The following is a 13,057-nucleotide window of genomic DNA, read 5'->3' as shown; positions in this document are numbered from 1 at the left end:
TGTACAGCCTGGCGAATGCATCCCTCCTGCAGTCCGCCGTACGCTCGCGAACATGGCACTCCTCGACACCGCAGCTGTAGCAACCCCCCTCGGCGGCCCCGACCTCCCCCAGGAGCGTCGCCTGGTCACCGAACTCCCCGGACCCCGCTCCGCCGAGATCCTCGCGCGCAAGGCGGCCGCCGTGCCTGCCGGCGTCGGGCACACCGTGCCGGTCGCGACCGTCGCCGCCGGAGGCGGAGTCGTCGTGGATGCCGACGGCAACTCACTCATCGACCTCGGCTCCGGCATCGCCGTGACCACGGTCGGCAACGCGCACCCCAAGGTCGCCGCCGCCGTCGCCGCGCAGGCCGCGCAGTTCACGCACACCTGCTTCATGATCTCGCCGTATGAGTCGTACATCGAGGTCGCCGAGGCGCTCAACCGCATCACGCCCGGCGACTTCATCAAGAAGAGCGCGCTGTTCAACTCCGGCGCCGAGGCCGTCGAGAACGCGATCAAGATCGCCCGCAAGCACACCGGCCGCCAGGCGGTCGTCGCCTTCGACCACGGCTACCACGGCCGCACGAACCTGACGATGGCGCTCACGGCCAAGTCGATGCCCTACAAGAGCGGCTTCGGGCCCTTCGCGCCCGAGGTGTACCGCGCACCGATGTCGTACCCGTTCCGCGACGGTCTCTCCGGCGCCGAAGCGGCTGCGCGCGCGATCCTCCAGCTCGAGAAGCAGATCGGAGCCGACAACCTGGCCGCGATCATCATCGAGCCCATCCAGGGCGAGGGTGGCTTCATCGTTCCCGCCGACGGCTTCCTGCCCGCGCTCGTGGAGTGGAGCCGCGCGAACGGCGTCGTCTTCATCGCCGACGAGGTGCAGACCGGCTTCGCACGCACCGGACACATGTTCGCCAGCGAGATCTTCGGCATCGAGCCCGACCTGATCACCACGGCCAAGGGCATCGCCGGCGGTCTCCCGCTCGCCGCCGTCACCGGTCGCGCGGAGATCATGGACGCCTCCCACGCGGGCGGCCTCGGCGGCACCTACGGGGGCAACCCCATCGCCTGTGCCGCAGCGCTCGCCGCGATCGACGTGTTCGAGAACGACGGCGTGATCGAGCGCGCCCGGGAGATCGGCGAGATCCTCACCACGCGCCTGACCGCGATCCAGCAGCACGACCCGCGCGTCGGCGACGTGCGCGGGCACGGCGCGATGATCGCCGCCGAGTTCGTGGACCCCGAGACCAACGCACCGGACGCGGCTCTCACCGCGGCCGTGGCGAAGGCGTGCATCGCGCAGGGCGTCATCGTCCTGACGTGCGGCACGTACGGCAATGTCATCCGCTTCCTTCCCCCGCTCGCGATCGGCGACGATCTGCTGAACGAAGGAATCGATATCGTCGCTGCGGCGCTCGCCGCGGCTTGACCCCCGTGTCCGGTCGCGGCCCCAATCGGGGGATTTCGGGTCGCGACCGGCATTTTTCCAACGAAGGAGTTGCAGATGGCTGAGATCACACGAGACGTGCTCATCGTCGGAGCCGGAGCCGCAGGGCTCACGGCGGCGAACGACCTGCGGAAGGCCGGTCTCTCGGTCGCCGTCCTCGAGGCGCGGGACCGCGTCGGCGGGCGTCTGTGGACCGACGTCATCGAGGGTGCCATGCTCGAGATCGGCGGACAGTGGGTCTCGCCCGATCAGGATGCCCTGATCGACACGGTCGACGAGCTGGGCCTGGAGACCTTCAGCCGCTACCGCGAGGGCGACAGCGTGTACGTCGGCCCCGACGGTCAGAGCCACCGGTTCACGGGCGAGATGTTCCCCGTGTCGGCGGAGACCGAGCAGGTCATCGCCGAGATCACCGAGCGCCTCGACGCGATGGTCGCCGAGATCGACCCCGACCGCCCGTGGGAGCACCCGAACGCGGCCGAGTGGGACTCGGTCACGTGGGACGCCTGGCTGCGCCAGCAGACCGACGACGACGAGGCGGTCCGCAACCTCGCCTTCGCCACCGGCTCCGCGATGCTCACCAAGCCCACGCACGCGTTCTCGCTGCTGCAGTCGCTGCTGATGGCGGCATCCGCCGGCTCCTACTCGCACCTCGTCGACGCCGACTTCATCCTCGACAAGCGCGTCGTCGGCGGACTGCAGCAGGTGCCGATCCTGCTCGCCGAGCGCCTCGGAGACGACGTCTTCCTGAACCAGCCGGTGCGCAGCCTCGAATGGGGCGCCAACGGCGTGACGGCCACCACCGACGACCTCACCGTCAGCGCCCGTTTCGCGATCCTCGCCCACGCGCCGGTGCTCTACGACCGCATCTCGTTCGTGCCGCCGCTGCCTCGGCGTCAGCACCAGTTGCACCAGCACCTGTCCATGGGCTTCGTGATCAAGGTGCACGCCGTCTACGACCGTCCGTTCTGGCGTGAGCAGGGCCTCAGCGGCACCGCGTTCAGCCCGTACGAGATCTCGCACGAGGCGTACGACAACACCAACCACGGTGACGAGCGCGGCACCCTCGTCGGCTTCGTCTCCGACGCGAACGCCGACGGCGTGTTCGAGCTCTCCGCCGAGGACCGCAAGGAGCGCATCCTCGAATCGCTCTCGCACTACTACGGCCCCGAGGCCAAGAACCCGGTCGTGTACTACGAGAGCGACTGGGGCAGCGAGGAGTGGACCCGCGGTGCGTACGCCGCGAGCTTCGACATGGGTGGTCTGCACCGCTACGGCGCCGACCTGCGCACCGCCGTCGGTCCCATCCACTTCGCGTGCAGCGACCTGGCCGGCGCGGGCTACCAGCACGTCGACGGCGCGATCCGCATGGGTCGTCTGGTCGCCTCGCAGATCATCGACTCGACCCGCGCTGCCGGCGACGAGGCAGAGAGCAACTGATGGCCGGCGCCATCGTCGTCGGGTACACGGCGACGGATGCCGGAGCGGATGCCGCAGCCCTCGGTGCACGGCTCGCGCGCAGCATCGGGGCGCGCCTGCACCTGGTGCTGGTGCTCCCCGCCGAGGGCACCCGCAGCCCGGTGGTCGTCCCGCCGGAGCGCGCTTACGAGGAGCACATCCGTGCTCAGGCGAAGAAGTGGCTCGAGGACGCGATCGTCCGCCTGCCGCAGGAGATCACGCGCACCGGACACGTCCGCGTCGCGGAGTCGTTCGCCGAGGGGCTGATCGCCGCGGGCGAGGAGTTCGGCGCGCGTCTGATCGTGGTGGGTGCAGCCGGAGGCGGACTGTTCGGTCGACACCGTCTGGGCAGCGTGGCCTCCGAGCTGCTGCACTCCTCGACCATCCCGGTCGCGCTCGCACCCGCGGGCACGGCGGGCGCGGATGACCACGTCATCCCGCGCGTCACCGTCGCCGTCGGTACCCGTCCCGGCGCCGAGAACCTGCTCGACGAGGCCGCCTCGGTCGCCGCCGACAGCGGCGTCGGGCTGCGTCTGGTCTCGCTGGTGCCGTTCGATGTGCCCCCGGGGCTCGACACCGGAGCGATCCGCGTCGTCGGCGACACCCACGCGCAGGAAGTCCTCGCCGTGGCGAAGCAGCTGTTGCCGCTCGACCTGGGCGCTGTGATCGAGGAGGCACCCGGCGACACCGTCGAGGATGCCGTCGCGAACCTCTCCTGGCTTCCCGGCGAGGTCATCCTCGTCGGATCGAGCAGACTGGCGCAGCCGCGCCGTCTGTTCCTGGGCTCCACGGCAGCGAAGATGCTGCACGAACTGCCCGTACCGATGATCGTCGTCCCGCGCACCCGCGCCGAAGCAGGAGTCCGCTGATGAGCAGCACGAACCGGGCGACGGAGCCCGCACCCGTGACCACGGGCATTTCCAGCAAGGGGCTCAGCGTCGGAACCGTGGGCGTGCTGGGCGCACTGGTGATGGGGATCTCCTGCATCGCCCCGGCGTACACGTTCACCGCCGGCATCGGCGGTGCGGTGGGCGCCGTCGGATTCCAGGTGCCGGCGATCCTGCTGCTCGGATTCATCCCGATGCTGCTCGTCGCCTTCGGGTATCGCGAGCTCAACAAGGCCATGCCCGACTCGGGTACCAGCTTCACCTGGGCGACCAAGGCCTTCGGCCCGTACGTCGGATGGATGGCCGGGTGGGGTCTGATCGTGGCGACGATCCTGGTGCTGTCGAACCTCGCCGGTATCGCGGTCGACTTCCTGTTCCTATTGATCTCGCAGATCTCCGGCAACGAGGCCATCGCCGAGATCACCCGCAACCCGTTCGTGAACGTCGCCGTGTGTCTGATCTTCGTCGCGCTCGCCGCCTGGGTGTCCTTCCGCGATGTCACGACGTCGCAGAAGCTGCAGTACGGCCTCGTGGCGTTCCAGGTCGTGATCCTCGTGGTGTTCGCCGTGATGGCGATCGTCCAGACCGTCCAGGGCGGCGCCTTCGAGCCGCATATGCCCGAGCTCGCGTGGTTCAACCCCTTCGCGATCGAGGGCGGCATCTCGGTGATCGTGATGGGGCTGTCGGCCTCGGTCTTCATGTTCTGGGGCTGGGATGTGACGCTCACGATGAACGAGGAGGCCAAGGACCCGGAGCGCACGCCTGGGCGCGCGGCCATGCTGACGGTGTTCTCGATCATCGCGATCTACCTGCTGCTCACGATCAGCACGCTGATGTACTCCGGGATCGGCGACGAAGGTCTCGGCCTTCTGAACGAGGACATCGGCGGCAACGTGTTCTTCGCGCTGTCCGGTCCGGTCATGGGGGGTCTGGCCTTCCTGCTCTCGCTCGCGGTGCTGACCTCGTCGGCGTCGTCGTTGCAGTCCACCTTCATCTCACCGGCCAGGACGCTGCTCGCGATGGGGCACTACGGAGCCGTCCCGAAGAAGTTCGCCGGTGTCAGCCCGCGGTTCTTCACGCCGGGATTCGCGACGATCGCCTCCGCGGTGGTCGCCGGTGGGTTCTACGCCGTCATGCGTTTCCTCAGCGAGGATGCGCTGTGGGACACGATTCTCGCGCTGGGCATGATGATCTGCTTCTACTACGGCATCACCGCGTTGTCGTGCGTCTGGTATTTCCGCCACCAGTGGTTCGACTCGGGCAAGGACTTCTTCTTCAAGTTCGCCAGCCCCCTGGTCGGTGGAGTCATCCTTCTGGTGCTGTTCTTCATCACGGCGATCGACAGCCTCGCACCCGACTTCGGATCGATCGCCATCGGCGCCGACGCGAACGGTGAGGGCGGCATCGGCATCGTGTTCTTCATCGGGGTGGGTCTGCTCATCTTCGGCGCCGTCCTGATGATCATCCAGAGAATCGTCAACCCTGACTTCTTCCGAGGGAAGACGCTGAGCGTGGACGCCCCGCCCAGCAACCGCCTCCGCTGACACTCAGCCACCAGTCCCCACAGAAAGAGAATCCATGAGCACTCAGATCGCACCGGCCGAGCAGACGCTTCTCGACAGCATCCCCACCGGCCTCTTCATCGGCGGCCAGTGGACGGACGGCGAGACCGGGGCCACCTTCGACGTGAAGGACCCGGCGACCGGGGCGGTCATCCGCACGATCGCCGACGCGACGCCGGCCGACGGCATCCGTGCGCTCGACGCGGCCGTCGCCGCTCAGGATTCGTGGGCGGCCACCGCACCGCGCCGACGCAGCGACATCCTCCGCCGCGCGTTCGATCTCGTGCAGGAGCGCAAGGAGGATCTCGCGCTGCTCATGACGCTCGAGATGGGCAAGCCGCTCGCCGAGGCGCGGGGCGAGGTCGGCTACGGCGGGGAGTTCCTGCGCTGGTTCAGCGAGGAGGCCGTGCGCATCAACGGTCGCTACGGGCTCAACCCCGAAGGCACCGGCCACATGGTCGTCTCGCAGCGTCCGGTGGGCCCGTCGTTCTTCGTGACGCCGTGGAACTTCCCGTTCGCGATGGCGACGCGCAAGATCGCGCCCGCGCTGGCGGCCGGCTGCACGGTCGTGATCAAGCCCCCGGCACTCACGCCGCTCACGACGATGTTCTTCGTGTCGCTGCTCGAGCAGGCGGGTCTGCCCGAAGGTGTCGTGAACGTCGTGCAGACCTCGCGCTCCGGTGCCCTGTCGGCCCCGATCATCGCCGACCCGCGTCTGCGCAAGCTCTCCTTCACGGGCTCGACCGAGGTCGGGCGCAAGCTCATCGCACAGGCGGCGGAGGGCGTGCTGCGGGTGTCGATGGAGCTCGGTGGCAACGCGCCGTTCGTGGTGTTCGATGACGCCGACCTCGACAAGGCCGTGGAGGGCGCACTGGCCGCGAAGTTCCGCAATATCGGTCAGGCGTGCACGGCGGCCAACCGCTTCATCGTGCACAAGGACGTCGCGGGTGAGTTCGCCAAGCGCATCACCGAGCGCGTCGAGGCCATGAAGATCGGCCGCGGCACCGAGGACGGCGTCGCGATCGGACCGCTGATCGACGACGACGCGGTGGCCAAGGCCGGCGAGCTCGTCGACGAGGCCGTGGGTCGTGGCGCCACGCTGCTGGCAGGCGGCAAGGCGCTCGACGGCGTCGGCAGCTTCTACGAGCCGACCGTTCTCACCGACGTGGTCGCCGGCAGCGCGATCCTGCGCGAGGAGATCTTCGGACCGGTGCTCGCGATCGCGACCTTCGAGACCGAGGAGGAAGCCGTTCGCCTCGCCAACGACACCGAGTACGGCCTGGTGTCGTACGTGTTCACCGAGAGCCTGCAGCGCGGGCAGCGGATGATCGACGCGCTCGAGACCGGCATGATGGGTCTCAACGTGGGCGTGGTGTCGAACGCCGCCGCCCCGTTCGGTGGCGTCAAGCAGTCGGGCGTCGGCCGCGAGGGCGGGTTCGAGGGCATCCACGAGTACCTGTCCACCAAGTACACGCTGATCCCGGTCGCCTGACCGGTCGGCCCAGACGAGGAGTGAATATGACCGACTACGCCGTCATCAACCCCGCCACCGGAGAGACGCTGGCGTCCTTCGACACCTTCACGGATGCGCAGATCGAGGAGGCCGTCGCCGCCGCGGATGCCGCGCACCGTGACTGGTCGCGTTCGTCGACGGTCGCGGAGCGCGCCGCGCTCCTGCGCCGTGCCGCCGAGCTGCACCGCGAGCGTCGTGAGGCCCTCGCCGACGTGTTCGTGCGCGAGATGGGCAAGCCCCGCGAGGCCGCGCTCGGAGAGGTCGACTTCGCCGCCGACATCGCCGAGTACTACGCCGATCAGGCGGAGTCCATCATGGCCGACCAGCCGATCGCGATCCTCGGAGACGGATCGGCGATCATCCGCCGTTCGTCGCTGGGCCCGCTCGTCGGCATCATGCCGTGGAACTTCCCGGCGTACCAGATCGTGCGCTTCGCGGCACCGAACCTGATCGTCGGAAACACGATCCTGCTCAAGCCGGCTCCGCAGTGCCCCGAGTCGTCGGCCGCGCTCGAGGCGATCTACCATGACGCCGGGTTCCCGAAGGGCGCCTACCAGAGCGTGCTGGCGACCAACGAGCAGATCGCGACCATGATCGCCGATCCGCGCGTGCAGGGCGTGTCGCTCACGGGCTCCGAGCGTGCGGGGGCTGCCGTCGCCGAGATCGCCGGACGCAACCTGAAGAAGGTCGCGCTGGAGCTCGGCGGGTCCGACCCGTTCATCGTGCTCTCGACCGACGACCTCGACGCGACGGTGCAGGCGGGTGTCGACGCGCGCCTCGACAACAACGGTCAGGCCTGCAACGGCGCCAAGCGGTTCATCATCGTCGACGGTCTCTACGACGCGTTCGTGGAGAAGTTCACCGCGGCGATGGCATCCGTCGATGCGAGCGACCCCACGCTCGACGACACGGTTCTGGGACCCGTGGCCTCCGAGACCGCGGCCGAGAACCTGCAGAAGCAGGTCGACCAGGCCGTCGAGCAGGGTGCGACGCTGCTGACCGGCGGCACCCGCGACGGCGCATTCTTCGCACCGACCGTGCTCGCCGATGTGACGCCCGAGATGAACGTGTACCGCGAAGAGCTCTTCGGCCCCGCGGCGGTCGTGTACCGCGTCGCGGACGAGGATGCGGCGGTCACGCTGGCGAACGACACCTCCTTCGGGCTCGGTTCGTACGTCTTCACCACGGATGCCGAGCAGGCCGAGCGCGTCGCCGACAAGATCGAGGCGGGCATGGTCTACGTCAACCTCGTGCTGGCCGACAGCCCCGAGCTGCCGTTCGGCGGAGTGAAGCGCAGCGGCACCTCGCGCGAGCTGGGGCACCTCGCCGCCGACGAGTTCGTGAACCGGAAGCTCATCCGCATCGGCTGATCGGTCTCATCGAAGGGGCGGATGCGGCACAGCATCCGCCCCTTCTGTGTGCTCGCCGCCTGCGGTGCGGTGCATTTCCTCGGAGATCTGCCGTATCTCGGACGAGATCCCCCCGTAGCATGCGGGATTCGGCAGAACTCCGGAGCCCCGCAACCGCACCGGGCGTAGGGTCGAAGCATGGCCAATGTCGCTGAGAACATCGTCAAGACACTCCACGCCAACGGGATCGACCGGGTCTACGGACTTCCCGGCGATTCGCTCAACGGGTTCACGGACGCGCTCCGCAAGGACGGCTCGATCCGATGGGTCCACGTGCGGCATGAAGAGGCCGCGGCCTTCGCCGCCGCTGCGGATGCCGCCACCACCGGCACACTCGCCGTCGTCGCAGGATCGTGCGGGCCGGGCAACCTGCACCTGATCAACGGCCTCTACGACGCGAACCGCTCGCGCGTACCCGTGCTCGCCATCGCCGCGCACATCCCGACGACGGAGATCGGCACCGGGTATTTCCAGGAGACGCATCCGCAGGAGCTGTTCCGCGAGTGCAGCGTCTATGTCGAGTACGTGGCCGATCCGAAGCAGATGCCGCGGCTGCTCGAGATCGCGATGCGTGCCGCCATCGAACAGCGCGGGGTCGCGGTGCTCGTGATTCCCGGCGACGTCGCTCTGGCCGAGATCGCCGACGATCGCGCCGTCGTGATCGAGCGCGCGAAGCCCGTCGTCGTGCCCAGCGGGCCGGAGCTCGAGCGGGCGGCGACCCTGCTGAACGCCGCGAAGAAGGTCACGATCCTCGCCGGCGCCGGCGTGGAGGGCGCGCATGACGAGGTGATCGCGCTGGCCGATCGGCTCGGAGCCCCCATCGTGCACGCGCTCCGCGGCAAGGAGTTCATCGAGTATGACAACCCCTTCGATGTCGGCATGACGGGGCTGCTGGGATTCGCCTCGGGGTATCGGGCGATGGAGGCGGCTGATGCGCTGCTGGTGCTCGGCAGCGATTTCCCGTACGAGCAGTTCTACCCGGACAAAGCGACGACCATCCAGGTCGACATCCGCGGCTCGCAGCTGGGCAAGCGGCATCCGCTCGACCTGGGTCTGGTGGGCGACGTGCGCGCGACCGCCGAGGCGCTGCTGCCGCGGATCGCCGAGAAGAGCGACCGGGGGCACCTCGACGATGCGGTGGCGCACTATCGGAAGACTCGCGCCAAGCTCGACGACCTCGCGGTGCCGACCAAGGCCGGACGCCCCATCCATCCGCAGTACCTCGCGCGCCTGCTGAACGAGCAGGCCGCGGATGACGCGATCTTCACTGCCGATGTGGGTTCCCCCACCGTCTGGGCGGCCCGCTACCTCACCATGACCGAGAACCGCAGGCTCATCGGCTCCTTCACCCACGGCTCGATGGCGAACGCGCTGCTGCACGGCATCGGTGCGCAGGTCGCGCATCCGGATCGCCAGGTGGTCGCCCTGGCCGGTGACGGCGGACTGGCGATGATGCTCGGGGAGCTCATCACCCTGACCCAGAACCATCTGCCGGTGAAGACGATCGTGGTCAACAACTCCTCGCTGAACTTCGTCGAGCTGGAGATGAAGGCCGCGGGATTCGTCACCTATGGCACCGAGCTGAAGAACCCGAGCTTCGCCGCGATCGCCGAGGCCATGGGCATCTTCGCGCGCCGCGTGGAGCGCAGCGAGGACCTTCCGGATGCCGTGCGCGAGGTGCTGTCCCATGACGGACCCGCGCTGCTCGACGTCGTGACCGAGCGGCAGGAGCTGTCGATGCCGCCCGCGATCGAGGCCGCGCAGGTGAAGGGCTTCGCGCTCTACGCCATCCGCACCGTGATGTCGGGCCGCGGCGACGAGCTGCTCGACCTCGCGCGCGCGAACTGGCGCCAGCTGTTCTGACCGCAGCCTCTGCGCCCGCTCGGGAGGAGAACTCGTTCTCGGGCGGATGCTTCCGCCGCAGTCCTCCGCCCGCGGCGCGATTCTCCGCCCGAGGGCACGAAGGGGCGCGCGCTCAGCTCTCGATGAGCGCGCGCACCTCGGCGGCCTCGCCGTGGCGACCGAGGGCCTCGAGCGCGTCTCCGAGCTCGAGTGCGGCGACCTGCTGCAGCGGCGGGTGCTCGGCTCCGTGCTCGAGCGCGCTGCGGTACACGGCCACGGCGTCGGCGGCACGGTCGTTGCCGACGAGCACGCGCGCCGCGAACAGCTCGGATCCGCCGGCCGCACCCGTGTCGCCGATCTCGGCGAAGGCGTCGGCTGCGGTGAGCGCCGCGGCGACCGCATCGTCGATACGGCCGATCTCGGCCAGCGCCCGACCGCGTGAGTCGGTGACGTCGGCGAGCAGCCAGTGCGCCTCGTGCTCCGTCGCGAGGGCGACGACCTCGTCGAACAGCGCGAACGCGCGCTCATCCTGGCGTCCGCCGTACACCTGACCGAGGTTGTGCAGCACCTCGACGCGGGCGCCCACGGCATCCGGCGCCGTGCGCACGATGTCGGCGGCCGACTCCAGCAGCTGCAGCGCGTCGTCGTTCTCGTCGAACCGGGCGAGGATCTTCGCCTGCTCGGTCATCGCCATCGCCTGGTCGGCGGGCTCCACGGCTTCGCCGTACAGTTGCGCGGCGTATCCGAACGCCCCCACGGCCTGGCCGAACTCACCCGAGCCGCTCAAGGCGCGCGCGAGCATGGATGCCGTCATGGCGCGCGACCCGGCGGGCACATCGGCCTGCTCCTCCTGCTCGAGCACCGAACTGAACAACTCGGCGGCCTCTTCGGCGTCGCCGACCGCGAGCATCGCGCGACCCAGGCGGAAGTTCGCCCCCGCGATGTCGCCGCCTTCCTGGGCCACCAGGCGTGCGGTCACGCGGTAGCGGGCGACGGCCTTCTCGGCATCGCCGGCGTCCTCCCAGAGGGCTCCGGCGAGCAGATGCGTCGAGGCCAGCGCCTTCGTGGCACCGAGACCGGCGAGGATCCTGCATGCCTCGTCGGCATCGGTCGCGCCCTCGATGAAGGCGTTGGACCCGCCGCGCACCCGTGCCCGGGTCTGGTGGGCCTGTGCGCGGTGCCCGGCGCTGAGGTCGTCCTGTGCGAGGAAGCGATCGAGCAGCGACGACGCCGCCTCGATGTCGCCCTTGTGCAGCACGGCGGCGATCGCGATCAGGGTCGTGGTGTTCGACAGGCGCGTGTCCTCCGCCTCGGCGAAGGCGCGGGCGGCCAGCTCGGCCATGTCGAGCGCGGCATCCGGCTCGTCCGACTGCAGGTGCAGCGAGGCGCGGCTGATCGCCAGGTCGCCGCGCGACCAGGCGGGAAGCGACTCCGATGCGGCGAGGGCATCCTCCAGATCTGCGGTGGTCTCGGGCGTGTTCACGCCGAACGTGGCGAGTCCCAGACTTTCCTCGAGCGCGGCCTGCTCGATCTTGCCCGCGTCGCGCAGCGCGGCGACGCGCTCGGGCAGCAGCTCCAGCGCCTCGTCGGCACGGTCGAGCGCCACGAGGATTCCCAGGCGCATCGACAGCAGCTGCGCACGCTTGGCGGGATCCGTCACCGCCAGCGCACGGGGGAGGGCGTCGAGCGTCTCGTGCTCGGCGCCGAACTGGGCGAGATCCATCGCACGGTCGAACCAGGCGTCGGCATCGAGCGGGGTCACGGCCTGCGGTGGCACCGCGAACACGTCGGAGCGGATCGGCACGTCGTAGTGCTCCGCGGCGAGGGCTCGCAGGCGTGCCAGGTTCTGGGCGTGGCCGTCGGTGCCGTCGCGCTGATCGAACTCGCCGCCGATGCGCTCGGCGGCGCTCCAGGCGCTCGCGGCCAGCTCCTCCGCCGACCAGGCGCCGTCGTGCGGGCCGAAGAACTGCTCGAGGGCGGGGGAGTCGGCCCCGCGCACGGGGGTGCCGCCGTGCCCGGCCGCAGCGACGCGATCGAGGGCGAAGGCGAAGGCCGAGAGCGCCGCGAAGTGGGCGTCGACGTTGAGTCCGTCGTGGGCGAGCCACGAGATGTGGCGCTCGATCAGCGCGAGCGCCCGAGCCTCGTTGCCGGTCAGGGCCGTGAAGATGACGTTGTTCGCGACGATGCGCAGGTTGTCGGGGTTGTCCTTCGCGAGACGGTAGCTGCGCAGATGGGCGGTCTTCGCCTCGTCTCCGCGCCCGGCGCGCAGATACGGGACCAGGACGCGGGAGAGCGCATGCTCCGGCTCCTCGCCGCAGGAGAAGCCGCCTTCGATCATCTCCTCGACCAGGCGGATCGCGTCGTCATCGCGCTCGGTCTCGGCGAAGAACCCGGCGAACTGGCTGCGTCCGCAGGCATCGCAGTGGCTGTGCTCATCGCGGGGCGTGGCCTCGAGCTGTACGCGCAGCGCCTCGGCATCCGCCATCCGCCCGGCGTCCCAGGCGTCCTCGAAGCGCGCGGTCAGCACACCGCTCATGCCGAGTCCTGCCGCACGGTAGTGCGACTCCATGTCGTCGAGCACCGCCACGATCTGTTCCTGCGAGAAGGCGGGGGAGGAGCGCAATGACGACGCCATCCACTTGAACTGCCACATCAGGTCGGCGCCCCCGTTGTCGAGGTCGCTGGGGAACCGCTGCGGATCGGCGTCGTGATGTGCGAGGCACCACGCGAACGAGTTCAGCATCACGTCGGTCGCGCCGTTCATGTTCGCGGATGCCGTCTGCCGCATGCGTGCGTCGTACTCGAGCCGCTCATCACCGATCTCCTGTGCCAGGGCGACGGCCTCGCTCACGAGTGCCTGCTCGGCGGGCCCCCACGGCGTGCGGTCGATCTCTTCGATCAGTTGCTGGAAGCGCTTCTTCGGACGTGCCATGGACGATGCCCCTTCGATGGGT

At 69.3% G+C, this 13,057-nt stretch carries 8 protein-coding genes; 7 read left to right on the top strand and 1 reads right to left on the bottom strand.

All coding sequences use genetic code 11. The features are described from left to right. Positions 1 to 52: 52 nt before the first annotated feature. The 7 genes from gabT to poxB all read left to right on the top strand — a co-directional run bounded on the left by gabT (position 53) and on the right by poxB (position 10,124). Positions 53 to 1,414: a 4-aminobutyrate--2-oxoglutarate transaminase gene (gabT, locus tag P0Y60_15310; protein ID WEK60651.1), complete on the top strand. Its 1,362-nt coding sequence runs from the start codon at positions 53 to 55 to the stop codon at positions 1,412 to 1,414. A gap of 75 nt (positions 1,415 to 1,489) precedes the next feature. Beyond that, positions 1,490 to 2,872, top strand: coding sequence for an NAD(P)/FAD-dependent oxidoreductase (locus tag P0Y60_15305; protein ID WEK60650.1), 1,383 nt, complete (start codon positions 1,490 to 1,492; stop codon positions 2,870 to 2,872). Then, the gene (locus tag P0Y60_15300; GenBank protein WEK60649.1) at positions 2,872 to 3,759 is read left to right on the top strand and encodes a universal stress protein; all 888 of its coding nucleotides are present in this window, start codon (positions 2,872 to 2,874) and stop codon (positions 3,757 to 3,759) included. The genes P0Y60_15305 and P0Y60_15300 overlap by 1 nt, the downstream gene beginning before the upstream one ends. Next, positions 3,759 to 5,321 (top strand): APC family permease, encoded by a 1,563-nt coding sequence (locus tag P0Y60_15295; GenBank protein ID WEK60648.1) that lies wholly within the window; start codon positions 3,759 to 3,761, stop codon positions 5,319 to 5,321. The genes P0Y60_15300 and P0Y60_15295 overlap by 1 nt, the downstream gene beginning before the upstream one ends. Positions 5,322 to 5,355: 34 nt before the next feature. Continuing rightward, positions 5,356 to 6,831, top strand: coding sequence for an NAD-dependent succinate-semialdehyde dehydrogenase (locus P0Y60_15290; GenBank protein ID WEK60647.1), 1,476 nt, complete (start codon positions 5,356 to 5,358; stop codon positions 6,829 to 6,831). A gap of 26 nt (positions 6,832 to 6,857) precedes the next feature. After that, the gene (locus P0Y60_15285; protein WEK60646.1) at positions 6,858 to 8,222 is read left to right on the top strand and encodes an NAD-dependent succinate-semialdehyde dehydrogenase; all 1,365 of its coding nucleotides are present in this window, start codon (positions 6,858 to 6,860) and stop codon (positions 8,220 to 8,222) included. A gap of 177 nt (positions 8,223 to 8,399) precedes the next feature. After that, on the top strand, positions 8,400 to 10,124 hold the full coding sequence (gene poxB / locus P0Y60_15280) for a ubiquinone-dependent pyruvate dehydrogenase (GenBank protein ID WEK60645.1): 1,725 nt from the start codon (positions 8,400 to 8,402) through the stop codon (positions 10,122 to 10,124). 112 nt (positions 10,125 to 10,236) lie between these two features. Here poxB and P0Y60_15275 read toward each other — a convergent pair whose 3' ends face one another. Next, positions 10,237 to 13,035, bottom strand: a complete 2,799-nt coding sequence (locus P0Y60_15275) for a hypothetical protein (GenBank protein WEK60644.1) — start codon at positions 13,033 to 13,035, stop codon at positions 10,237 to 10,239. Positions 13,036 to 13,057: the final 22 nt, after the last annotated feature.

It is taken from the genome of Candidatus Microbacterium colombiense (assembly GCA_029203165.1).
GTDB classification, from domain to species: domain Bacteria; phylum Actinomycetota; class Actinomycetes; order Actinomycetales; family Microbacteriaceae; genus Microbacterium; species Microbacterium colombiense.
The sequence above is the reverse complement of the archived record's forward strand: the minus strand, read 5'-3'. Positions and strand labels throughout refer to the sequence as shown.